The organism is Novosphingobium sp. P6W, from assembly GCF_000876675.2.
GTDB lineage: Bacteria > Pseudomonadota > Alphaproteobacteria > Sphingomonadales > Sphingomonadaceae > Novosphingobium.
This window is the reverse complement of record NZ_CP030353.1, coordinates 1,369,020-1,390,780: the sequence shown is the minus strand read 5'-3', so window position 1 is coordinate 1,390,780 and position 21,761 is coordinate 1,369,020. Positions and strand designations below refer to the sequence as shown.

The following is a 21,761-nucleotide window of genomic DNA, read 5'->3' as shown; positions in this document are numbered from 1 at the left end:
TCCCTCAAGGAAGACCGCGCCTGCACGCGCTGGACATGCATAGGCAGGGCTTGATGACAGGTGAGCACTGTGACTTCCCGCTTGGCTTGTGTAAAGCATTACATTATGCGGTGCAGCAATGACCCAGCCTGCTAGCCCCCAAGCGGCCCCGCATTCACGCGGACCTTCGGCCGGACCGTCGATCGCCGCCGCGCTGGCGACTACGACGACGATCCAGATCCTATCGACGGTGACCGCGCTGGCACTCACCGGCATCGCGCCGCTGGTCGCGCCTGATTTCGGGCTTGCCCCGCACTACGTCGGCTATCAGATCAGCGTGATCTATGCCGCCGGCATGTTGGCATCGGCCGTGGCGGGAACCCTGATCCAGCACCGCGGGCCGGTGCAGGTGGAGCAACTGGCGCTGGGCTGCTTCGGCGCCGCGTTGCTGCTGCTGGCAAGCGCGAACCCGTGGGTCGCGGTGCTTGCCTCGATCGTCATCGGGACCGGCTATGGGGTGCAGAACCCCGCCAGCGCGCAGATTCTGGGCGCGGTGACGCCGCCGCACCGCCGTTCGCTGATCTTCTCGATCAAGCAGGCCGGCGTGCCCATCGGCGGCGTGCTGGCCAGCCTGCTGCTGCCGGCAATGGCCCCGGTGCTGGGCTGGCAGCTGTCCCTGACCCTGCTTGCCATTCCCTGTTTCGCGATGATCGGCGTGCTGGCGCTGAAGGGCGGCCCGCCCCGGCCCGCCCGCCCCGCCAGCGTCGCCCTGTGGCCCAACTTCGTTTACGAGCAGCGCATCATCTGGGGCAGTGCCCCGCTACGTGCGCTGGCGGTGCTGGGAATGCTCTACTCCTCCCTCCAGCTTTCGCTGTCCGCATTCGCGGTCATCATGCTGGTCGATCATGGCTGGCCGCTGGTTCAGGCCGGGCTTGTTGCCGGAGCGCTGCAGGCGTGCGGAGCCCTGGGCCGTGTCTCATGGGGCGGTCTTGGCGACCGTTTCGGCGGCTTTGCGGTGCTGGCGCTGATCGGCGCGGTGTCGATGGGCTGCATGATCGCGCTGTGGCAGCTCGACGCGCTGCCGGTCTGGGTCCAGATCGCGGTGCTGTGCCTGTTCGGCTTCTGCATGAGCGGGTGGAACGGCGTGGTCATGGCCGAATGCACCCACCACTGCGCCCCCGAAGACGCAGGCCGCGTGATCGGCGGCGCCCTGGTCTACACGTTCCTAGGCGTCATGATCGGCCCTGCCGCGATGGCGACGATCTATGCATGGTGCGGCGATTACGGCACCAGCTTCCTGCTGGTCAGCTGGGTTGCCGCGCTGGGCGCCGTGATCGCCGCCCGCGCCGCCATCAAGGGCTGATATCTCCCCGCCCGTTCCTCCTTCGACATGCTCGGGACGAGCGGGCGGGGGTTTGGGTGTCAGAAGCGAAAGCTGACCCAGCCGGCAAGGAAGTCCGAGCTGCGATAGCCCGCATCGGTCAGCGCCGGACCCGCCGCCAGATGCTCGTAGCGCCCGGTGAACGATACGCGCGGCGTGATCGACCACACCAACTGCAACCGCGCGAGATCGGCGATCTTGCGCGACTGCCCGTTCTGCGTTCCCGCGAAGGGCTGACCGTTGGCGCGGTAGACCGCATCATAGACGTTATCGCGCCAGGCCAGCTCGTATTCCGCTGTGACGCGGGCGTTCTTGAACGGGGTGAAGCTGACGTTCGGCGTCACCGCGACCAGGTTCGAGGGCGTGAGGTACAGCTGGTAGCTGAAGTAGATGTTGTTGCCGAAGGGCGAATAGGCATTGCGCAGCTTGCCGTCGCCGTAGCCGCCCCCGCCGCTGGCATAGTCGACGTGGACACCCACGCGCGGCGCGGTCTTGGCCTTGCCCAGCCGGTAAGTGGTGGCGATGAAGGCCTGCCAGGCGTCGATATCCTGGTCGATATAGGTCCCCCACTGGTGGTTCACCGACCAGTCCACGTTGACCGGCCCCACGTCCCCGCGCAGCTCCGCGCCAAGGTAATAGCGGGTGGCCGGACCGATCCGCCCGCCCCAGGCCCCGACATCGTTTTGCCGCCGCCACAGGAAAGTATCCAGGTATAGCTGCGAGCCGCCAAGGAACGTCTTGGGCAGCACGAAGCCCAGATTCCCGCCCGAAAACCGGCGCGCGGGATCGTTGACGTCGTCCGCCGTGCCGAGGTCGCCGTAGGCGGTGGGACGGAAATCGAACACGCCTGCACGCACCGTCCGCCCGCGCGCCCATGCGCGCACGCCGTTCAGTGTGTAGCGGATCGTATTGTTGTCACGCTGCGAGGTCAGCAGGTTGGGGCCATCGGTGAACTCCTGCCGTCCATAGCGCACGCCGACGTCGATGCCGCCGATCTCGCCGCTGGCTTCCACGAAGGACTGCTGGATCACCAGATCGTTGCGCAGCGAGGTGGATGGCACGCCAAGGTTGCGCCCGCCGATGCCGCCGTGGGCAAGCTCGCCATAAGCGCGCAAGTGCTCACCGACATGCAGGTCCGCACCAGCGACGATGCGGGTGATGTCCTGGCGCTGGGCATCGGCTTCGCGCAGGTTCGGATTGGTCGTCTCGTTCACTCGCAGGCGCAGCTCGCCAGAGAGGGTGAGGTAGATGTCGCCATCTTCGTCCAGCGGCAGGTACTTCAGTCGGTCGAGCAGGTCGTCCCGCTTTTTCGCATCGCGCATCGAGGTCCAGTCCTCGGCCCAGCGTGAGAGGCTGTAGCCGCCCGTGACGGCCCCGTCGCCGTTGTAGGAGGCGGGATATTCAGCCTTCTTGTCTTCGGCGTGTGCCAGCGCAGGGGCCATGACGGAGGCGAGCGAAAGGGTGGCGGCAAACAGCCGCGCAGAAACGGTAGTCATCGAGGGTCTCCCGGTGCGCGCGCCTCTATCGGGCGCGCTTGTTATCTCGGGCCGCGTTTATTCGGCGGGAACGGCGTGGGCGGGCAGAGCCAGCGTGGTCCCGCTGAGCGCGGCATCCAGCTGGTCGTGGTCCAGCTTGCCTTCCCAGCGCGAGACCACCACCGTCGCCACCGCATTGCCGATGAAGTTGGTGAGGCTGCGGCATTCGGACATGAAGCGGTCAACGCCCAGGATCAGCGCCATGCCCGCGACCGGCACCGAAGGCACGATCGAAAGGGTGGCCGCCAGGGTGATGAAGCCCGCACCGGTCACGCCCGCCGCGCCCTTGGACGAAAGCATCGCCACGCCCAGCAGAAGCAGCTGCTGGCCGATGGTCAGGTCCACGTTGCAGGCCTGCGCGATGAACAGCGCTGCCAGCGTCATATAGATATTGGTGCCGTCGAGGTTGAAGCTGTAGCCGGTGGGGACGACGAGGCCGACGATCGCCTTGGGGCAACCGGCGCGCTCCATCTTCTCGATCAGCGCAGGCAGCGCGCTTTCCGAGGAGGACGTGCCCAGCACCAGCAGCAATTCGCCCTTGAGATAGCCGATCAGGCGGAAGATCGAGAAGCCGCACAGGCGGGCGACGGCGCCCAGCACCACCAGCACGAAGATCAGCGAGGTTGCATAGAAGGTCGCCACCAGCGCCGCGAGGTTGGCCAGGCTGCCCACACCGTACTTGCCGATGGTGAAGGCCATGGCGCCAAAGGCACCGATCGGCGCCACGCGCATGACGATCGACACCAGCTTGAAGACGACGACCGAGACGTCTTCGAGGATCGAGAGGATACGCTCGCCGCGCTCACCGATAGAGGCCAGCGAAATGCCGAACAGGATCGCGACGACAAGGACCTGAAGGATGTTGCCCTGCGTGAGCGAGGACACCAGCGTGTCCGGGATCATCGCATTGAGGAAGCCGACCAGCGAGGTTTCGTGCGCCTTCTCGGAATATTCAGCCACCTTGCCGGCATCGAGCGAGGCGGGGTCGATGTTGAGGCCCGAGCCCGGCTGCACCACGTTGGCAACTACCATGCCGACGATCAGCGCCAGGGTGGAGAAGAAGAAGAAATAGCCAAAGGCCTTGGCGGCCACGCGGCCCACCGATCCAAGATCGCGCATACCGGCGATGCCGGTCACAATGGTGAGGAAGATGACAGGAGCGATCACCATCTTCACCAGCTTGATGAACATGTCGCCCACCGGCTTCAGCGATTCGCCCAGGACCGGATAGAAGTGCCCGAGCAGGACACCCGCCGTGATTGCCACCAGCACCTGCAGGTAGAGATGGGAATACCAGCGGCGCGGCGCGGGATGTGCGCCGTCATGGGGCTGAACGTCGGTGGGTGTGTAATGCATATCGGTCGCCTGTCATCCTCTCGGGCAAGGCAGCGCCTGGGGCGGTGCTCGTGCCGGGCAATTCTGCGCTTCGATGCGCTGCGCGCAAAGGGAATTGCGAAAATTGATGAATCTTTGTTTTTCAATATTTTACCGATAACTCAGACGATATCCTGTCCAGCTTCCTGCACATGCCAAATCCGAAATGTGCAGAAATTTGCACATCGCAAGGTGGTAGCGTATCGGACTCGGGTGATCCGAACGAGAAACCTCGGCCTGCTGGCCGCAGCGCTGGTCTGCGCCGCCGTTGTGGCCTTCGCCGCCGGGCTGGCTGTGCGCAGTGCGGCCACGGCGCGATTTGCGCAGGCCGCAGCCACCGACGCACGACTGCGCCAGGCCCTGCTCGCCAGCGAAGTGGCACGGTTCCGCCTGCTCCCCCTGGCGCTGGGCGACGATGAGGACCTCGTGGCGCTCGTCTCCGGCAAACCCGGTGCGGCCAGCGTGATGAACGCCAAACTGGAGCGGCTTTCACGCGATTTCGGATCGCCGATCATCTACGTCATCCGCAGCGACGGACTGACGCTGGCAGCCAGCAACTGGCGCGATCCACGCAGTTTCCTGGGCAAGGACTATAGTTTCCGACCCTATTTCCGCGCCGCCATGCGCACCGGCACCGGCGAACAGTTCGCGCTGGGCACAGTGAGCCACCAGCCCGGCCTGTTCTTCGCGCGCCGCGCCGCCGGGGGCAGCGTGGTAGTCATGAAGATGGCGTTCGACCGGGTCGAGGAGCAGTGGCGCGAGGGCGGCGGGCTGACGTTCGTGACCGACCGCGACGGGGTGATCCTCGTCACCAGCCGCCGCGACTGGCGCTATGCGGCAACGCGCAGCCTTGCCCCGCAGCGCAGCCGCATCGAGCGCGAGACGATCGGCGTCGGCAATCTCGGCCCGCCCCCCTTCACCGTGCGCGGAAACGGACGCATCGCGATCCCCGGCGAAAGGGGAGACTTCCTGCTCGCCGCCACGCCGCCCAGTCCGGCCGGCTGGCGGGTGAACCTGGCCCTGCCCCTGCGCGCGATCGATACCACCGTGCGCGCAGCCCAGATCGGCGCTGCCCTGGCTACCCTTGCACTACTGGCCCTTGCCCTGGTCCTGCGCGAGCGGGGGCGCCGCCGCTCCGAGCGCACCGCGCAGCTTGAAGCCGCCGTCGCCGAGCGGACGGTGGACCTGCGCCGCGAAATCGAGGAGCGCGCCGCCGCCGAGGAACATGCCGCGCAGCTGCGCGAAGGGCTGCGGCAGGCCAACCGGCTCGCCACGCTGGGACAGGTTACTGCCAGCGTCGCGCATGAAACCGCGCAGCCAGTGGCGGCGATCCGCAACTATGCCGCAACCTCGCGCCAGCTTCTGGACATGGGGGCGGACAGTGAAGTGCGCGCCAACCTTCAGGCGATAGACCGCATGGCCGAGCGTATCGGCACCGTAACTGCGGAACTGCGCGGTTTCGCGCGCAAGGGCAGCCGGGCGGGCGGGCCGATCCCGCTGGAGGAAGTGGTGGAAGGCGCTTGCCTGCTGCTCAAGGAGCGCCTCTCGCGCGTCGATTTCACACGGCCGCAGATCGGTTCCGAGGTCGTGGTTTTCGGCGGACGGGTGCGGCTGGAGCAGGTGCTGGTCAACGTCCTGCAAAACGCGCTGGAAGCGTTGGACGCGTGCCCCGAACCGCGCCTTGCCCTGACATGGGCCTATCATGACGGCAGCGTGCGCATGCTCGTCACCGATAACGGCCCCGGCATCGCGCCCGAAGTGGCGGGCCGCCTGTTCACCCCCTTCGCCACCAGCCGCCAGACCGGCCTTGGTCTTGGCCTGGTGATTGCCAAGGACATCATGGAGGACTTCGGCGGCAACCTGCACCTTGTGCCCTCCGAAACCGGCGCCTGCTTCGCCATTACGCTGAAGCGCGCGCCGTGATGGACAGTTCCCGCCGCGTCGCTCTGGTGGAGGACGACGAGGACCTTCGCGTATCCACCGCCCAGGTGCTGACCCTTGCCGGGTTCGCGGTGGAGGCATTTCCCGCCGCCGCGCCCGCGCTAGCGGCCATCGATGCCGACTGGCCGGGCCTAGTGGTGACCGACGTGCGCATGCCTTACATGTCTGGCATCGAGTTGCAGCGCGCTCTGCACGAACGGGACAGCGAACTCCCGGTGATCCTGGTGACCGGGCACGGCGACGTGACCATGGCGGTCGATGCGCTGAAGGCCGGGGCCTGGGACTTTCTTACCAAGCCGTTCGACCCGCAGGCGCTGATCGCCGCCGCCGACCGCGCGGCGACCGCCCGCGCCCTTGCCCTCGACAACCGGCGGCTGCGGGCCGAGGCCCAAGGAGAGGAATCGTCCGGGCTGGTCGGCCAGTCGCCCGCGATCCGGCGCCTGCGTGAGATGATACCCACCCTTGCCAATGCCGATATCGACCTGTTCATCGAGGGCGAGACCGGCACCGGCAAGGAACTGCTCGCCCGCCTGATCCACCGCGCCGGCAAGCGCGCGCGGCACCGTTTTCTGGCGGTCGCCTGCGCTGCGCTGCCCGATCCGCTGGAGGATGAACTCTTCGCCCCCAGCGGCGAGGCCAGCATCGCCGCCGCCAATCGCGGTACCTTGTTCCTGGACGACATCGACCAGGCCGCGCGGCGCCTGCAGTCGCGGCTGGTGCCGCTGGTGGAGGAACGCGCCCTGCGCAGTCCCGGCGCGCGCGAGCCGCTGCCGCTGGACCTGCGCGTGATCGCCACTGGCGGAGCGGAAGAAGGCGACCTGTCCGCCCGGATCGCGCCGGCGCTGTTCTACCGGCTGGCGGCGCTGCGCCTGCGAATGCCTCCCCTGCGTGAGCGGCGCGAGGATGTGCCCGCCCTGTTCGCCCACTTGGCCGGGGCGGCGGCCGCGCGTCTGCGGCGCCCCCTGCCCGAGATGACCGGCGCCGTGCGCGACCACCTTGCCGGGCACGACTGGCCGGGCAACGTGCGCGAACTGGCGCATTATGCCGAACGCTTCGTGCTGGGGCTGATCGAGGCCGCGCCGCTGCCGCTGGCCGAAGCCGCCGGTGACACCCTGCCGCAGCGGCTGGACGCCTTCGAGCGCGAGACGATCATGGCGGCGGTGGTGGCTGCGGGCGGCGAGATCGGCGCGGCCATCCAGCGTCTGGGTATCCCGCGCAAGACCTTCTACTACAAGGTCAACAAGCTGGGGATCGACCTGACCGCCCTGCGCAAGGGCGCCGCAAGGGAGGGTTAAGGCCCAGTCATCTGCGCATCATCCCCGTATCATCGGCGCATCGGGGAGAACAAGGCAGCTACGCTGCCACCGCCGCGTAGAGCGTGATCTGGGAATGCAGCCCGCCTTCCGAAGACTGGCCCACCCAGATATCGAACAGCCCCGGCTCGGCGAGACGCTTGTTATCCGAACCGACGAATTCCAGATCCGTGCGCGACAGGGTGAATTTCACCGTCCGGCTGCCACCCGGATCGAGCGTTACCCGTTCCATCCGCTTGAGTTCCCGGATCGGCCGGGTACGGCTGGCCACACGGTCGCGGATGTAAAGCTGCACCACTTCGCTGCCCTTGCGCTTGCCCTTGTTGGTGAGGCGGGCCGTGATCTCGATGGTGCCGTCCCAGCGCAGGGCCGGATCAGCGATGTGCAGCCGGTCCAGCGCGAACTCGGTGTAGCTGAGGCCGTGTCCGAAAGGATAGCGCGCGCTGTTGTCGGTGGTGGAATAGCGCGCCTTGTACTCGGTACTGCCCTTGTCCAGCACCGGGCGGCCGGTGGATTTGCGGTCGTAGTAGAACGGCTCCTGGCCCGATTCCCACGGAAAACTGACAGGTAGCTTGCCCGAAGGATCAGCCTTGCCGGTGACGAGATCGGCGATGGCATTACCCGCTTCCGAACCGAGGAACCACGTCGCCAGCACCGCATTGGCATTGGCGACGCCTTCATGCAGCGCCAGCGCGCGGCCGTGGCGCAGCAGGACGACGGTGGGCTTGCCGGTCGCGGCGATAGCATCGGCCAGCGCCTGCTGGGCGGCGGGAATCTCGATCACGGTGCGCGACTGCGCCTCGCCCGACATATCCTGCGATTCGCCAAGCGCCAGCAGGACGACATCGGCCGCCTTGGCCGCCTTCACCGCCGCGTCGATGCCGCCGTCCACGGGCCCATGGATGCCGCAGCCCGTCACCACCGTCAGTTTGGCGGGATCGGGCAGCGCGGCGCGCAGGCCGCTGGCGATATCGACACCCTTGGCGGGATCGCCGTAGAAGGCCCAGGGACCGTAGAGGTTGTCCTTGTCCTCTCCGAAAGGGCCGATCAGGGCGATCTTCTGCTGCTTGTCCGGGTCCAGCGGCAGCACCCCGTCGTTCTTGAGCAGCACTGCCGAACGCGTACCCGCCTCCCGCGCGAGGGCGATATGGGCAGGCGCGCCGATTCGGCTGCTTTCCGCCTTTTCGTCCAGCGAACGCCACGGGTTTTCGAACAGGCCCATGGCGGCCTTGACGTAGAGGATGCGCCGCACTGCAACGTCGATGGTGCCCATCGGCACCGCGCCACTTTTCACCAGTTCAGGCAGATAACGGATGTAGAGCCCGCTCTGCATCGACATGTCGACGCCGGCCAGCACCGCCAGGCGCGCGGCATCGCGGTCGTCTTCGGCAAAGCCGTGCGCCACCAGCTCCTCGTCGGCGGTGTAGTCCGAGAACACGAAGCCGCGAAAGCCCATCTCGCCGCGAAGGATGTCGGTCATCAGTTCGCGATCGGCGGTGGCGGGCACGCCGTTGATCTCGTTGAACGCCGCCATCGTGGTCAGCGCGCCTGCCGCAAAGGCCGAACCGAAGGGCGGCAGGTGGGTTTCGCGCAAAGTCTCGTCGCTGATATCGACGTTGCCGTATTCCAGCCCGGCCGCGACCGCGCCGTAGGCGGCAAAGTGCTTGGGACAGGCCAGCAGCGAATCGTCACGCCGCAGATCGCGGCCCTGAAACCCCCGGACCCGCGCGGCGGTCAGAAGCGCGGTGAGGGTCACGTCCTCGCCCGCGCCTTCGACCACGCGGCCCCAGCGCTGGTCGCGCGCCACATCGGCCATCGGCGCGAACGTCAGGTGCAGGCCCGCCGCCGTCGCCTCGACCGCCATGGCCCGCGCGGTGCGCTGGACCAGCGTCGGATCGAAACAGGACGCTTCGCCCAGCGGCACCGGGAAGATCGTTTTCAGCCCGTGGATCACGTCGCCGGCGAAGATCAGCGGAACACCCAGACGGCTGTCGTTCACCGCCATTTCCTGTGCCTTGCGCGCGCCCGCCACGCCAATGCCGTTGAACAGGCAACCCACGCGGCCCTTGCGGATTTCCTGCGCCAACCGCTTCACATCCTGGATGCCGGCATCTGGGTTGGGCGGGTTGAACGGGCGGAAGGCATCGGCAAGGCAGGTCATCTGCCCCGCCTTTTCCTCGACCGTCATGCGCTTGATGAGGTCGTCCACGCGCTCGACATCGCCCGCAGCCAGCGCCCCGCGAGATACCCCGAGAGCAAGCGAGCTGGTAATGATGCCGGACAGGACACTACGGCGGTCTATGTTCATGAAGGCGAAAAAATCACTCTGGAAGGTTGTGCACCCATCCGCTTCTAAGCGATTGCGCCCGATTTTGTTGCATTGCGGCAAACGGGGCAGCCCGCTTTCGGGGCGCCTCGTCAAAAAAGAAGGCCGCCGACATGTCTGCAAAAGCGGCATGCCGACGGCCAGTTCGTCATGACGGTCCCGAAAAAGGGAGAGACTGGACCGTCAGGGTAGGCGATGGCGTCAGGCCGCCACGAGGCGTTCCGCGCGGCAGGCCATCAGCGGCTGGATCTTCTCGCCGAAATCGACGAGGCCTTGCTCGAAGTCGTCGAAGGTCAGCATGATGCCCTTGGTGCCGGGGACGGAAGCGGCTTCGTCGAGCAGCCTGGCGACAGTCTCGTAGGAGCCGACGAAGGTGCCGATACCCAGGTTCACCGCGCCTTCCGGCAGATTGATGTGGCGGGCGGTCGAATCAGCACCGGCGTTCTTGTCGGCAGCGCCCTGGTCGCTCATCCATGCCAGCGCGTCGACGTCGGCGCCTTCACGGTAGCTCTGCCACTTGGCCATCGCGGCGTCGTCGCTCTCGTCGGCGATGACCATGCACAGGATGTAGGCGCCCACGTCGCGGCCGGTCTTGGCGGCTGCTTCGACCAGTGCCTCCACCGTGGGAGCGTGCTTGGTCGGCTTGTTGATCCCGCCGGCGGTGACGAAGTTGTAGTCGCCGTAGTTGGATACGAACTCCATGCCGCGCGCCGACTGGCCGGCGCCGACGATCTCGATCTTGCCGGTGCTGGGCTTGGGCAGAAGCTGGCAGTCCTCCATCTGGAAGTGCTCGCCCTTGAAGTCGGACTTACCATCGGTCCACAGGTCCTTCATGACCTGCACGTATTCGCTGGCGTAATCGTAGCGGTGGCCGAAATAGGCGTCGCCCGGCCACATGCCCATCTGCTCGTACTCGCCCTTGGCCCAGCCGGTAACGATGTTGATGCCGAAGCGGCCCGGTGCGACCGAATCGATGGTGACGGCCATGCGCGCGACCATCGCCGGCGGCAGCGTCAGGATCGCGGTGGAAGCGAACAGCTTGATCTTGCTGGTGACGGCCGCCAGCGCGCTCATCAGCGTAAAGCTTTCCAGGTTGTAGTCCCAGAATTCCGTCTTGCCGCCGAACCCGCGCAGCTTGATCATCGAAAGCGCAAAATCGAAGCCATAGCCTTCGGCGGTCTGGACGAGCTTCTTGTTCATTTCAAAGCTGGGCTTGTACTGCGGCGCATTGGCCGAGATCAGCCAACCGTTGTTGCCGATGGGAATGAACAGACCGATATCCATGGGCTTACTCCTGGGAAGAGAGGTTAAGGGAGAGAAGGAAACGCGGGGGGTACACAGCCGAGCCAGTCCGTCGCCTGCTCGTAGGCGAAACCTCCGCACAGCAGATATTGCTCGGCGTTCGGAGGCCCGATCAGCTGCAACGCCAGCGGCAGGCCGCGCGTGTCGAAGCCCATCGGCGTGACCAGCGCGGGAAAGCCCAGCATCGAGATCGTGCGGGTCAGCGCGGACAGTTCGCCGACCATCGCCTGCATCGCCGCGCCGCCGGTGGCACCGACTTCATCGGCTAGCGGCACCGGCATCCGCGCGGCGGGGGTCAGCAGAAGGTCGACCTGGGCGAAGGGCCCGGACAGCATGTCCGACTGCGCGGATTTGCGCCGGCCCAGCGCCGCCAGATAGTCCTGCGGCGCAATGGCGGCTCCCGCCGTCAAGCGGTTGCGCACCTGTTCGCCGAAGTCCCGGGGACGTTCGGCAAGGTGGCGGGCGTGGAAGGCAGCAGCTTCGGGCGCCCAGATCTGCGCCGCGATTTCCGGGTAGCCCGAATGGTCGGGGATGGCGACATCGACCACTTTCGCGCCCAGTCCCTCGAACACCGCGCGCGCGGCGGCGAAGGCCGCGGCGACTTCGGGATGCAGGTCTTCGGTGAAATAGCGGGTGGGCACGCCGATGGTCAGCCCGGCGCAGCCGGCGCTGAGACCAGCCTCGTAATCGTAGCCTGACGCCGTGAGGACCGTCATGAGACGTGCGAGCGAACGGCTAGACGTGGATAGCGGCCCGGCGGTGTCGAGCGTCTGCGACAGCGGCATCATCGCGGTGCCCGGCAGCAGTCCGTTGGTCGGCTTGAGCCCCGCCACGCCGCAGAACGCAGCCGGCAGGCGTACCGAACCGCCCGTGTCCGAGCCCAGCGCCCCGGTGACGATCCGCGCGCCGACCGCAGCGCCCGAACCAGACGACGATCCGCCCGAAATAGCCTCGGCATTCCAAGGATTGGCGCAGCGCCCCAGGTGCGCGTTGTGCCCGGTGGGGCCCATCGCGAATTCGGCCATGTGCAGCCGCCCGATAGTGATCGCGCCCGCCGCCTCCAGCCGCGAAACGAGCGGCGAGGTTTCGCGGGGCAGATAACCGCGCCAGATCAGCGAGCCCGCCTCGGTCGGCATTCCGGCGCGGAAGAACATGTCCTTGTGCGCCAGCGGCACCCCGTGAAGCGGGCCGCGAAGCCGGCCCCGCGCGCGGTCACGGTCGCAGTCACGCGCCTGCTCCAGCGCCGCTTCAGCCTCGATCGCGACGAAGGCGCCCAGATGCGCCCACGTCCGAGCCCTGGCGATGGCAGCCATGACGGCCGCCTCGGCGCTGACTTCGCCTGCGGCGATGGCTTCGGCAAGGTCGAACAGGTCGGTGGGCTGGTCTGCGTCGAGCATGGCGGTCTCACCTTTTGAAAGGGATGCTCCCGCCCCTCGCGCTTGCGCTCGCGAAGGGCGGGAGTGAAGGCGGCGCGGCGTCCGGGAGGAGAACGATGCCACGCCGCCCATGCTCAAAGCGCGCCGGGCAGCTGCAGCGCAGCGTCCGCACCGGCAGAATCAGCCTGGAGACAGCAGCGGCCAGCAATGAGGAAAAGACGCTTCGAAACCATTGTGAACCCTATGATCCGCCCTGAATGAGTGTCGTTTTCATTACAATGACCGATTCGCAAGCGATTGCAAGCTGGGCATAGCGAACCACTATGCAGAAAAATCTCATCCCGTTAATTTCAAATGATTTTTTCTACGCTTGAAATGAATAACGTTTTCATTTCATCGCGAGTCAGCCGCAACCAGCGTCCGCTATGGCCGACTGTGCGCCATAGGGCTGGGAGCCGGAAATTCCGGTCTTCTGGTAGAACAGCCTCGCTCACCAACCTCGTTTGCGCAAGCCCCGATTAGCCCGACATCGATCAGAGCCCATAGTAGCGCCATCCGCAAGCACCACGTCCGGCACTCCGTTCGCGGCAAACTGAATTTCCCGAAACCCTTTGGAATAGGGAGAATATCCGCATTCCTCCAACGGCCAAATAACAACGATACGCCGCAACGACGTATCTGTAATCGTTATCATTCGATGGCCGAGGAAACCGACCATTTCATCGCAAATGAGCAAAATTAGGCTCGCCTTGTACGCAACCGAAAAGCCTTTGCTTCCAACAGGCAGGGCATCGCGACGGCGTGCCCACCCCGGCCGCAATCACGGGCGTCATTGACAACCGCAGACGCGCGCCTTAGCGGAAATCCTTGAGAGTGCCTCGCAATAGCGTGCGATGCCCGTCAGAAACGAGATCCCGTTGAGCCTGCTGTCCCGCCCCCAATTCCGCGCGCTCGCGCCGACATCGCGCCGCCGGCGCGGGTTCGCATAGCGGCCATGGCGGGAAAAGCGCACGGTATGGGACGAAGCACGGTCAGCCGCGCAAATGTGGCGGCGCGGCTGCTCGCAGCGATCCCTGCCAACTATCTGCTGACCTCCGTGGCCACGGCGGCCCTTGCCCGCCTGCTGTGGCGCGGGCTGGGCGTCGATCCGGCCAATGCCAGCGTGGCGGCGATGCTGGCCTCCTTCGTCATGTTCTCGGTGCTGGCACTGATGGCCTTCGGGGTGCGATCGGCCCTTAAGCTGTGGCTCTGGATGATCGGGTCGGGCGCGGTGTTGAGCGCTGGCCTTTGGCTTTCGCTGGCCTCGGGAGGACGACTGTGAAGGACAGCCTGCGTCAATCCATGGCGCTGTTCCACACCTGGAGCGGGCTGCTGCTTGGCTGGCTGCTTTTTGCGATGTTCGCCACCGGCACCGCGGCCTATTTCCAGGACGAAATCACCCGCTGGATGCAGCCGGAAGTGACCGGCAGCGCCGACCCCGAAACCTCCGCACAAGGCGCGGTGCGCTACCTCAACCAGGTCGCGCCCGATGCGGTCAGCTGGTACATCACCCTGCCAAACGGCCGCAGCGCCACCACCCAGGTCTACTGGCAGCCCGGCGACGGGACGCGCGGCAAACGCGGCGAGACCTCCGCCGTGCTCGACCAGTCCGGCCGCGCGATCACCGTGCGCGAAACCAGCGGCGGGTTCTTCCTCTACCGCTTCCATTTCGACCTGCATTACATGCCCGTGCTCTGGGCGCGCTACCTCGTGGGCATCGCGGCTATGTTCATGCTGACGGCGATCCTCTCCGGCATCGTCACCCACAAGAAGATCTTCGCCGATTTTTTCATGCTGCGCTTCGGCAAGGGGCAGAGAAGCTGGCTGGACGCGCATAACGTGACCGCCATGATCGCCCTGCCCTTCCATCTGATGATCACCTTCACCGGATTGGTCACGCTGGCCTCGATGTACATGCCCTGGGGTATCGCCGCGAACTATGCCTCGCCGGCGGTGTTTCAGGAGCAGGTTTTCGGCCGCGAGCCGGCAGCCGAACGCAGCGGCAGGGCCCAGCCGCTCGTCGACCTTGCGCCGCTGATGCGCGCGGCCTCTGCCGGATGGGGCGGCAAGCAGGTGGGCTATATCAGTGTGACGAACCCCGGCGATGCGACCGCCCGCGTCCTGCTCACCCGCTCACCCGGAGCGGCCATCGCCGCACGCGGAGAGACCGCCGCCTTCGCAGGCGCCACCGGCAAGGCGCTGGGCGGTCACACCGCAAGCGGCGCCGCACTGGCGACCGAAAGCGTGATGATCGGCCTGCACACCGGCCGCTTCGCCCAGTGGGGCCTGCGCTGGCTGTACTTCCTGAGCGGCATCGGCGGCACCATCATGGTTGGCAGCGGACTGGTGCTGTGGACCGTCAAACGCCGTGCCCGCCTGCCCGATCCGGCGCGCCCGCACTTCGGCTTCCGCCTTGTCGAACGGCTGAACATTGCCGCGATCCCCGGCCTGGCCACCGGCCTTGCTGTCTATTTCCTCGCCAATCGCCTGCTCCCGGAAGACCTTGCTCAGCGGGCCGACCGCGAAATCGACAGCCTGTTTCTGGCCTGGCTCGCCGTGGGCCTGTGGGGCATGGTGCGCCCCGCCGGACGGGCATGGACCGAAACGCTGGCCCTCGCCGGTGCCTGCTTTGCGGCAGTGCCGGTCGTCAATGCGCTGACCACCTCGCGAGGGTTCGCGGCCAGCATCATGAACGGCGACTGGCTGTTCGTGGCGTTCGATGCGGTGATGATCGCGCTGGCCGCCAGCTTCCTGCACGCCGCCGGCAAAGTGGCGCAGCACCGCGCGAAGAAGGCAGCCGCCCCGCCCCGCCGAACCGCGCGCAAAGCGGTGAGCCAGTGATCCACGTCCTCGCCATAGCGCTGGCCTGCGCCGCTTTCCTGATGCTCGCAGTATCGATGAAGCGGCATCAACGCGACCTTGTCGGCCGCTCGGTCCCCGAGGCGAGGGCCAGGCTTGCCCGGATCGCCGGCTGGCTGCTCATCGCGCTGTGCTGGGCGCTGGAAGGCTGGCTGCTTGGCCCGGCGCTGGGCACCATCGTCTGGATCGGCGAGATCAGCATGGGTGCATGGCTGGCCATCGCCGTCATCAACTGGCGATCAGGCCGCTCTACCCGCTGATCTTCGGCGGCGCACCCGGCAATCGCAGGTAGGCGTCGAGGAAATCCAGGAACGCCCTGATCCGCGACGCCAGCCGCTGGTGCCCCGCATAAAGCGCGTGGATATCCTCATGATCTCCCGGATTGCAGTCCCGCAAGATCTCGACCAACCGGCCCGAGGCAAGATCGGCGGCGACGTGGAACCACCCCAGCCGCGCGATACCGCCCCCGGCCGCAGCCATCATCCGCACCACTTCGCCCGAATTGCCCATGAACACGCCGTCTATCGGGCGATGAACCAGCATTCCGTCCACAAGGAACGGCCATGTGTCGACTGAGCGGCGGAAGCTGAAGCGCAGACATGCATGCTGCGCAAGTTGGCGCGGATGGACCGGCTCACCCCGTTCCTGCAGATAGGCCGGGCTGGCCACCACCGCCATCGCGCTGCGCCCCAGTTTCTTCGCTTTCAGCCCGGTATCGCGCAGCGGGCCGACGCGGATGGCGATATCCGCCCGCTCCTCCACCAGATCGACCAGCGTGTCCGACAGCGCCAGATCCAGCGTCACGCCGGGATGCAGCGCCTGGAATCGCGGGAGGATCGGCAACAGGCACTGGGTTCCGAACGGTACTGAAGCGTTGATCCGCAAAGGCCCCCGAGGCGCTTCATCGGCGCGCGCGAAGCCGCGCTCCACCTCGTCGATCTCCGCCACCAGGCCGGCCACCCGCTCACGGTAGAGTTCGCCTTCCGCCGTCAGCGCCAGTGCCCGCGTGGTGCGCGACACCAGTTGCGCCCCCAGCCGCGCCTCCAGCCGCGCGATGGCACGGCTCACCGCCGAAGGGGTAAGCCGCAGCGCCCGGGCCGCCCCGGCAAAGCTGCCGCTTTGCGCCACGGCGAGGAAGATCTGCATTTCGCCAAAGCGGTTGTCCATGTCTACGCATCCGTGATTTTGAATCACTTCTAAGATGCCGTCTGGCAGGCTGTTCATCAATACCGCCGCGTCCTACATCTGCGACCAACATCATGAAGGACTTTAATCCATGGACCTGAAGCTCATCGGCAAGACCGCTCTCGTCACCGGATCGACCGCCGGCATCGGCCTCGCCATCGCCGAGCGCCTGGTTGGCGAAGGCGTCGACGTCGTCATCTCCGGCCGTAACCAACACAAGCTCGATGAAGCCGCCGCGAAAGTCGCCGCCAAGGCCGCGCTCGGCGGCAAGGTACGCGCCGTCCTCGCCGATCCAGCCACGGCCGAAGGCGCCGCCGCGCTGATCGCAGCGGTCCCCGACGTCGACATCCTCGTCAACAACCTGGGCATCTACGAGGCCAAGCCCTTTGCCGAGATTTCCGACGAGGACTGGCACCGCTTCTTCGAAGTCAACGTCGTCAGCGGCGCCCGTCTGGCCCGTCACTACTTCCCACGGATGCTCGCGAAGGACTGGGGCCGCGTGATCTTCATCGCCAGCGAAAGCGGGCTCGTGATCCCCGGCGAGATGATCCACTACGGCATGACCAAAACCGCACAGCTGGCCATCGCGCGCGGCCTTGCCGAGCAGACGCGCGGGACCGGGGTGACGGTCAACTCGGTCCTGCCCGGCCCGACGCGCTCGGAAGGGATCGTGGAATTCATCCGTTCTGTAGTCGATAACAAGGACGCATCCGAAGCCGAACGCGAGACGGAGTTCTTCACCAAGCTGCGCCCGCTTTCGCTGATCCGCCGCCTCATCGAAGCCGACGAGATCGCCGCGCAGGTGGCCCTTCTTGCCAGCCCGCTCGGCGCAGTCACTAACGGCGCGTCGGTTCGCGTCGAAGGCGGGATCATTCCGACCATCGCATAATCGGCGTGATGCGCATGATCGGCGCGATCGCGAGTCGACTGCCCGCAGAAGCATGACGGAACCTGTGTCCGTCATGCTTCACGGCGCGGCCAAGGCGACGAAATCACCCGGACAACCGCTGATTTCGATTGCAAGGCATGGGTATTTATCCGAGGGCGGGCCATTGCCGCTCTACGGAGATTCCCTTGGTCGGGTCGTTGTCCAACCGAATCCTGGTGCTGTGCAGCATCCTGTGTCTTCTGATGGCCCTGCTTGCCGGGCTATTGCTTGAAGGCGCGTCGCAGATGCGCAGCAGCCTGGATTGGGTTACGCATTCATCTGAGGTCCTCAAGACCGCGAACCGCTCGCTCAACCACCTGCAACAGGCGGAATCGGGCCAGCGCGGATTCACGCTTACGCATAATCCGGAATTCGCCGAAGCAGTGGACGCCGAAATCGCGGCTACGCGCCGGGCTGCCGCCAATCTCGTAGACCTGACCGGCGACAACCCCGCGCAGAACAGCCGCGCAAAGCAGATCCGCAAGATCATCGCTCAGCGCGCCGATATCATCGCCGGTATCATGAAGCTGGCCCGCGCCGGCGACTTCTCTGCCGCGCAGGCTTCGGTGGCGTCCGGTCATGGCCGCTACCTCATGCAGCTTGTCGATGCCCGCGTCGGCGACCTGCTGAACGAGGAGCGCGCCCTCTCCACCGCCCGCATGGCCGTGGTGGAGCGCCGCCTGAACTACATCCGCTGGCTGGTGATGCTGGGCATTCCCGCCACCGTCATTGCCATCGCCTTCGTGGCGGCAGCGCTGATCCGCCGTATCCGCAAACCCGTCGACGAGATGATGACGGTGATGGGCCAGCTTGGCGCCGGCGACCGGCGCGCTCGGATCGTCGCGAACATGGACTCCAGCGAATTCGAACGCCTCGCCAAGGGCTATAACGCCATGGCGGACGAATTGCAGGGCGCCGTCGCCGACCAGGTCGACAGCCAGGAGCGCCTGCGGGTCGCCAATCTCGAACTCAGCCAGAACACCGAAGTCCTGCGCGAACGCGGCGAAGTGATCGAACTGCTGGGCGGCATGGCCCACCGGATGCAGTCTGCCCGCACCGACGAGGAACTGGCCTCGATCATCCGCGTGTTCGTGCCCCGCGTCCTGCCCGAGATCCCCGGCGCCCTCTACGCGCACAACAATTCGCGCAACCTGCTGGTGCCGATCGCCGCCTGGGGCGGGTTGGACGTCTCGTCCGCCGGCTTTGCGCCTGACCAGTGCTGGGCCCTGCGCCGGGGCCAGAGCCACTTCGTGATCGAACCCGATTCGGACATCGTATGCGCCCACGTCGGCCACGACATGCACCATTACCACTGCGAGCCACTGCTGGCGGGCGGCGAAGTCATCGGCGTGCTGTACCTCAAGGGCGTGGTCGGCACCGAGAACCGCTTCCGCCTGACCGTGCTGACAGAGAACATCGCCTCTGCGCTGGTCAACCACCGCCTCCAGCGCGGCCTGCGCGAGCAGACGATCCGCGATCCGCTGACCAGCCTGTTCAACCGCCGCTACATGGAAGAAACGCTGGCGCTGGAAATCGCACGTTCTTCGCGTTCGGGCAGCCCGCTTAGCCTCGTCATGTGCGACGTTGACCACTTCAAGCGCTTCAACGATGAATTCGGCCACGATGCCGGCGATGCGGTGCTCCAGGCGGTAGCAGTGGAAATGCGCAGCCGCTTCCGCGACGGCGACGTGGTCTGCCGCTTTGGCGGCGAAGAGTTCACGATCATCGCGCCGGGCACTTCGGCGGCGACCCTTGCCAGCCGCGTCGAGAATGTGCGCCAAGGGATCAGCGAACTGCTGGTGCAGCAAGGCGGCCGCACGCTGGGTTCGACGACGATGTCCTTCGGTATCGCCACCTGGGAAGAATCGATGGATCGCGACGGATCGACGCTTATCAAGGCGGCCGACTCGGCACTTTACCGTTCGAAGCGCGGCGGACGCAACCGCGTGACGCTCGACGCCCGCGCCGAAGTCATCGACGCCTGAAAATCCGCCCGCGGGCCGTCATCAGCCTCGCTGGCGTACCTGCTCCGTAAGGTAATCGACCAGCGGCTGCTCACACTTGGGATTGATTGCCAGGAAATGGCGTCGCCGGTCGTGTTCGTCGGGCAGGCGGCACAGCACCTCTTCGTCGACAAGCCGGCGCACCAGCCTGAGCGCAGTGCTCATCGGCGCGCCCGAGGCGATGCAGGCGCTCGATACTGAAACCTGGCGTTTTTCGATCTTTGCCAGCAGCAGGTCCAGCAGCATCGCCCAGGCCGGATCGCCGAACAATTCTCCGCCGCCGATCGCGCGCCGCTTTGTCTCCCGGCGGAGCTGGTCGCGGATGAACACGGTCAATTGCTCGGGCGTCACCGGTTCGCCGGGCAGCGGCGAGGAAGCGGCTGGCAGCAGCGCCTCCGCCGGCGCCGCAGGGGCCGCTGCCGCCGAGGGGCGGCCCGGCTCGTCCATCAGATGGGCAAGGCGCTGCAGTTCGGTGCTGAGATTGGAAATCTTGTCGATCAGAACCTTGCGCGCGCCAGGTGCGGGTGGCAGCCCGCGAATACGCTGCAGCGCGCGGCGCAGGTCAGCCTGGCTGATGGGCTTTTCCAGAAAGTCGATCGCCGAGGCCCGCATCGCATCAATCGCGACGTCCTTGGTCGCATAGCCGGTGGCCATGACGAAGCGCAACTGGCGCCCTTCGGCTTCGGCCTGCTGCGCCATTTCCTGGATCAGGGTAATGCCGTCAAGGCCGGGCAGGTTGTAGTCGACGATGGCGATGGAGATGTCGTGGTCGACAAACAGGGCCAGCGCCTCGTCGGCGCTGGTCGCCACGAAGGGCTCGTAGCCCATCTGGCGCAGGCTGAAAGCGCATTCCTTGCCCCAGTCGGCATCGTCATCGACGATGAGTACCGGTTCGACGGGCTGGAAAGCTCCTGCTTCCATCGCCTTAGGTAATTCCGCCGAAGGCGCACGCTCGACCGCGTATTCCGACACAAATTCATCGTCTTCCGATGCATTGGGTCCAAGAATCGACCCTAGCCGGGTTCGCCAGTTCTTAGGCATCGCATAATCCCGTCATTTTATGTTTGCGAATACCTATATCACATACCAGGCAGATGTTGTTGCATGGCGACAGAAACAATTGCCATAGCCACGATCGCCGAAGCATCGGGACGGCGCCTGACGGCACCTACCCGCTGAAATGCAGCGATCACGAATAATGTAAATAACGCTACCACCACCATTGCCAAGGCCCCATTAACACCGAGCCACGTAGAACCCGCAGATAGCAGCTTTATTTGCCCGCCCGTCAGTATCCGCAGCCGGGTGCGCGCTCGCAACAAGGTAACCGCGCCGCCAGCGACGACAAGGCACCCCAGCCCCGCAGCACAGGATAGCGCCAGCGCCGGAAGCCCGCCCAGCAGCATCGCGCCGGTCAGCCCGCAGGCCGCCAGCATGATGTAGAGCCAGTCCGGCGGCGTATGCCCTTCCCACGGCAATATCACGACAGGGATCAGCACCAGGACCAGCAGGGCGAGGTAGAAGTATCCCGCGGCATCCATGTCAGTAGCCTCCGTTAGTGACCACGACGCTGGCCTGGACGTTGCTTGATGGAAGAGGGATGAAGTTGCCGTAGCGCATGATCGGGCTGCCGCTCATGTCATAGCTCACCTGTACCCGGAAAGTGCCGGTAGTGGTGCCCGCACCGGCAGTGATGATCGGCTGGCGGCCACCGCCCAGCATGGCGCCGTAATTGGTTATCACCTCCAGCGCGCGCGCCTGCGCGAGCGAGACGCGCTCGGTGCTGGAAAGCCCTGCGACAGCGGCCCGGGCCCCTTCGGCAGCAGCCTGACGCACGCCGATCACGGCAGTGAAGTAGATCGAATAGACGATGATACCAAACACTAAGGCTAACAGCGCCGGAGCCAGAACGACGAACTCCAGCGCTGCGATGCCCTGCTCGCACTTCAGCATTCGGAACATATTCCTTGCTGACTTGCGCATCACCGGTTCTCCCGCTGTTTTCGATCAACCGCCCGCCGGGGTGGTTTTAAAGAGATTTCCAAAGGCAGCGGTAAGATCGGCATCGAATGCAGTACCGATACCAACAATCGCGGCAACAACGATACCGCCAAGGACGGCGTATTCCACTGCCGTCAGGCCGCGCTCGTCGCTGCGGAGACGGATCATAAGATTTTGAATCGAAGTCATCATAGTATTCACTCCCCAAGTCCTCCGTTT

Annotated in this window: 18 protein-coding genes; 8 read left to right on the top strand and 10 right to left on the bottom strand. The window is 65.8% G+C overall.

Annotated features, from left to right (window positions below):
* Positions 1–118: 118 nt before the first annotated feature.
* Complete coding sequence (locus tag TQ38_RS22355; RefSeq protein WP_043975482.1) at positions 119–1,342, top strand: MFS transporter; 1,224 nt, start codon at positions 119–121, stop codon at positions 1,340–1,342.
* Positions 1,343–1,401: 59 nt separating this feature from the next.
* Here the strand turns inward: TQ38_RS22355 and TQ38_RS22350 are convergent, their stop codons facing one another.
* Both TQ38_RS22350 and TQ38_RS22345 read right to left on the bottom strand, forming a co-directional pair.
* On the bottom strand, positions 1,402–2,856 hold the full coding sequence (locus TQ38_RS22350; RefSeq protein WP_043975483.1) for an alginate export family protein: 1,455 nt from the start codon (positions 2,854–2,856) through the stop codon (positions 1,402–1,404).
* A gap of 57 nt (positions 2,857–2,913) precedes the next feature.
* On the bottom strand, positions 2,914–4,251 hold the full coding sequence (locus tag TQ38_RS22345) for a dicarboxylate/amino acid:cation symporter (RefSeq protein WP_043975484.1): 1,338 nt from the start codon (positions 4,249–4,251) through the stop codon (positions 2,914–2,916).
* A 231-nt stretch (positions 4,252–4,482) separates the two neighbouring features.
* On the opposite strand from TQ38_RS22345, the gene TQ38_RS22340 reads away from it, so the two are divergent.
* Both TQ38_RS22340 and TQ38_RS22335 read left to right on the top strand, forming a co-directional pair.
* A complete protein-coding gene (locus TQ38_RS22340) occupies positions 4,483–6,192 on the top strand; it encodes an ATP-binding protein (protein WP_240198052.1) in 1,710 nt (569 codons plus the stop codon).
* The gene (locus tag TQ38_RS22335; RefSeq protein WP_043975485.1) at positions 6,192–7,505 is read left to right on the top strand and encodes a sigma-54 dependent transcriptional regulator; all 1,314 of its coding nucleotides are present in this window, start codon (positions 6,192–6,194) and stop codon (positions 7,503–7,505) included. Before TQ38_RS22340 ends, TQ38_RS22335 begins: the two co-directional genes overlap by 1 nt.
* A 58-nt stretch (positions 7,506–7,563) precedes the next feature.
* Here the strand turns inward: TQ38_RS22335 and TQ38_RS22330 are convergent, their stop codons facing one another.
* From TQ38_RS22330 to TQ38_RS22320, 3 genes are all read right to left on the bottom strand, one after another.
* The gene (locus TQ38_RS22330; RefSeq protein WP_043975599.1) at positions 7,564–9,831 is read right to left on the bottom strand and encodes a glycoside hydrolase family 3 N-terminal domain-containing protein; all 2,268 of its coding nucleotides are present in this window, start codon (positions 9,829–9,831) and stop codon (positions 7,564–7,566) included.
* A 219-nt stretch (positions 9,832–10,050) separates the two neighbouring features.
* Positions 10,051–11,133, bottom strand: coding sequence for a pyrimidine utilization protein A (gene rutA, locus TQ38_RS22325; RefSeq protein ID WP_043975486.1), 1,083 nt, complete (start codon positions 11,131–11,133; stop codon positions 10,051–10,053).
* A gap of 23 nt (positions 11,134–11,156) precedes the next feature.
* The gene (locus TQ38_RS22320) at positions 11,157–12,548 is read right to left on the bottom strand and encodes an amidase (protein WP_043975487.1); all 1,392 of its coding nucleotides are present in this window, start codon (positions 12,546–12,548) and stop codon (positions 11,157–11,159) included.
* A 994-nt stretch (positions 12,549–13,542) separates the two neighbouring features.
* Between TQ38_RS22320 and TQ38_RS22315 the strand changes: the two genes are divergently transcribed.
* The 3 genes from TQ38_RS22315 to TQ38_RS22305 are packed head-to-tail and all read left to right on the top strand — an operon-like array spanning position 13,543 to position 15,685.
* Positions 13,543–13,848: a hypothetical protein gene (locus TQ38_RS22315; protein WP_043975488.1), complete on the top strand. Its 306-nt coding sequence runs from the start codon at positions 13,543–13,545 to the stop codon at positions 13,846–13,848.
* A complete protein-coding gene (locus tag TQ38_RS22310; protein ID WP_043975489.1) occupies positions 13,845–15,407 on the top strand; it encodes a PepSY domain-containing protein in 1,563 nt (520 codons plus the stop codon). Before TQ38_RS22315 ends, TQ38_RS22310 begins: the two co-directional genes overlap by 4 nt.
* Complete coding sequence (locus TQ38_RS22305) at positions 15,404–15,685, top strand: DUF3325 domain-containing protein (RefSeq protein WP_052505705.1); 282 nt, start codon at positions 15,404–15,406, stop codon at positions 15,683–15,685. Before TQ38_RS22310 ends, TQ38_RS22305 begins: the two co-directional genes overlap by 4 nt.
* Here the strand turns inward: TQ38_RS22305 and TQ38_RS22300 are convergent.
* Positions 15,675–16,592, bottom strand: coding sequence for a LysR substrate-binding domain-containing protein (locus TQ38_RS22300; protein ID WP_043975490.1), 918 nt, complete (start codon positions 16,590–16,592; stop codon positions 15,675–15,677). The genes TQ38_RS22305 and TQ38_RS22300 overlap by 11 nt on opposite strands.
* Before the next feature lie 109 nt (positions 16,593–16,701).
* Here TQ38_RS22300 and TQ38_RS22295 point away from each other — a divergent pair, with 109 nt between their 5' ends.
* Positions 16,702–17,499, top strand: a complete 798-nt coding sequence (locus TQ38_RS22295; protein ID WP_043975491.1) for an SDR family NAD(P)-dependent oxidoreductase — start codon at positions 16,702–16,704, stop codon at positions 17,497–17,499.
* 242 nt (positions 17,500–17,741) lie between these two features.
* On the top strand, positions 17,742–19,523 hold the full coding sequence (locus TQ38_RS22290; protein ID WP_043975601.1) for a diguanylate cyclase: 1,782 nt from the start codon (positions 17,742–17,744) through the stop codon (positions 19,521–19,523).
* Between the two features lie 21 nt (positions 19,524–19,544).
* On the opposite strand, the gene TQ38_RS22285 is transcribed toward TQ38_RS22290, so the two are convergent.
* The 4 genes from TQ38_RS22285 to TQ38_RS22270 all read right to left on the bottom strand — a co-directional run bounded on the left by TQ38_RS22285 (position 19,545) and on the right by TQ38_RS22270 (position 21,734).
* On the bottom strand, positions 19,545–20,513 hold the full coding sequence (locus tag TQ38_RS22285; protein WP_240198051.1) for a response regulator: 969 nt from the start codon (positions 20,511–20,513) through the stop codon (positions 19,545–19,547).
* Positions 20,514–20,620: 107 nt separating this feature from the next.
* Positions 20,621–21,082 carry a hypothetical protein gene (locus tag TQ38_RS22280; RefSeq protein ID WP_043975493.1) on the bottom strand — a complete coding sequence of 154 codons (462 nt, stop codon included), beginning with the start codon at positions 21,080–21,082 and terminating at the stop codon, positions 20,621–20,623.
* A gap of 1 nt (position 21,083) precedes the next feature.
* The gene (locus tag TQ38_RS22275; RefSeq protein WP_240198050.1) at positions 21,084–21,503 is read right to left on the bottom strand and encodes a TadE/TadG family type IV pilus assembly protein; all 420 of its coding nucleotides are present in this window, start codon (positions 21,501–21,503) and stop codon (positions 21,084–21,086) included.
* A 45-nt stretch (positions 21,504–21,548) separates the two neighbouring features.
* Positions 21,549–21,734 (bottom strand): Flp family type IVb pilin, encoded by a 186-nt coding sequence (locus TQ38_RS22270; RefSeq protein ID WP_043975495.1) that lies wholly within the window; start codon positions 21,732–21,734, stop codon positions 21,549–21,551.
* Positions 21,735–21,761: the final 27 nt, after the last annotated feature.

Bases quoted from the DNA above. Each gene is read 5' to 3' on its own strand.
- TQ38_RS22330 (WP_043975599.1), bottom strand. From the start codon at position 9,831: ATGAACATAGACCGCCGTAGTGTCCTGTCCGGCATCATTACCAGCTCG.
- TQ38_RS22280 (WP_043975493.1), bottom strand. From the start codon at position 21,082: ATGGATGCCGCGGGATACTTCTACCTCGCCCTGCTGGTCCTGGTGCTG.
- TQ38_RS22320 (WP_043975487.1), bottom strand. From the start codon at position 12,548: ATGCTCGACGCAGACCAGCCCACCGACCTGTTCGACCTTGCCGAAGCC.
- TQ38_RS22300 (WP_043975490.1), bottom strand. From the start codon at position 16,592: ATGGACAACCGCTTTGGCGAAATGCAGATCTTCCTCGCCGTGGCGCAA.
- TQ38_RS22350 (WP_043975483.1), bottom strand. From the start codon at position 2,856: ATGACTACCGTTTCTGCGCGGCTGTTTGCCGCCACCCTTTCGCTCGCC.
- TQ38_RS22335 (WP_043975485.1), top strand. From the start codon at position 6,192: ATGGACAGTTCCCGCCGCGTCGCTCTGGTGGAGGACGACGAGGACCTT.
- TQ38_RS22315 (WP_043975488.1), top strand. From the start codon at position 13,543: ATGGGACGAAGCACGGTCAGCCGCGCAAATGTGGCGGCGCGGCTGCTC.
- rutA (WP_043975486.1), bottom strand. From the start codon at position 11,133: ATGGATATCGGTCTGTTCATTCCCATCGGCAACAACGGTTGGCTGATC.
- TQ38_RS22345 (WP_043975484.1), bottom strand. From the start codon at position 4,251: ATGCATTACACACCCACCGACGTTCAGCCCCATGACGGCGCACATCCC.
- TQ38_RS22295 (WP_043975491.1), top strand. From the start codon at position 16,702: ATGGACCTGAAGCTCATCGGCAAGACCGCTCTCGTCACCGGATCGACC.
- TQ38_RS22275 (WP_240198050.1), bottom strand. From the start codon at position 21,503: ATGTTCCGAATGCTGAAGTGCGAGCAGGGCATCGCAGCGCTGGAGTTC.
- TQ38_RS22355 (WP_043975482.1), top strand. From the start codon at position 119: ATGACCCAGCCTGCTAGCCCCCAAGCGGCCCCGCATTCACGCGGACCT.
- TQ38_RS22270 (WP_043975495.1), bottom strand. From the start codon at position 21,734: ATGATGACTTCGATTCAAAATCTTATGATCCGTCTCCGCAGCGACGAG.
- TQ38_RS22290 (WP_043975601.1), top strand. From the start codon at position 17,742: ATGGCCCTGCTTGCCGGGCTATTGCTTGAAGGCGCGTCGCAGATGCGC.